This window comes from Mycolicibacter sinensis (assembly GCF_001667945.1).
Classification (GTDB): Bacteria; Actinomycetota; Actinomycetes; order Mycobacteriales; family Mycobacteriaceae; genus Mycobacterium; species Mycobacterium sinense_B.
Genome location: NZ_LZJK01000105.1, coordinates 1 through 773 on the forward strand (window position 1 = coordinate 1; position 773 = coordinate 773).

Sequence of the window (773 nt, forward strand, 5' to 3'; positions counted from 1 at the left end):
TCCACCCCAGCGCTGATCCAGCAGGGCCACAGCAGCTTTGTCGGGGCCGCCGAGATCGTGCGGGCGGTGCACGCCGAACTCGATGCCAACCCCGACGCCTACGATGCCGACCACCCACTGTGGGTCTTCGGTTGGTCGCAGGGCGCCACCGCCGGGTCGATCGCGATGGCGCAGCTGGCCCACGACGGCGTCCCCCCGGAGTTGCTGCACTTCGTGTTCATCGGCAATCCGGTGGGGGCGGACACCGCGTCGCTGGACGGGGGCGGGGCCTCCTCCCCCGACTTCTTCGACACCGCTCTGCTGTCCGGCGTCCAGACCCCGAACAACTGGTTCGCGGTAACCGACTACACGATCCCCGGCGACCCGGTCACCGACCCCACCTCCACCTCCGAGCTCGGCTTGTTCTACGAGCACATGATGTATCTGGGGCTCACCCCCGAACAGGTGGCCAACCACATCGCCACCACCGACGGCATGATCACCGACGTCGACATCTCCGGTGACATCGACCAGTTCAGCGCCTGGCTCAACGCCTTCAGTAGCGGGTTGCTCGACAGCGCCGGGATAGACGCCCTGTTCAATTCGATTGTGGCACTTGTGTACAGCGCCTTCGGCAACATCGAAGGCTTCTTCACCGACTGGATGGGTATCGACTGGGGCGGGGTCGAGCAGACACTCGACTACTGGTTCCCCGACGCCTGACCTTGACAACGTACAACCATTCGGTTGTACGATCGGCACGTGGCCGTGCTCGACGAGGACCGGGTGGACGC

1 protein-coding gene is annotated in these 773 nt (G+C 65.2%); it reads left to right on the forward strand.

Translation table 11 applies throughout. The features are described 5' to 3' along the window. The coding region (locus A5694_RS14260; protein ID WP_064922487.1) for a PE-PPE domain-containing protein at positions 1-702 on the forward strand (702 nt) is incomplete at its 5' end. Positions 703-773 lie beyond the last annotated feature (71 nt).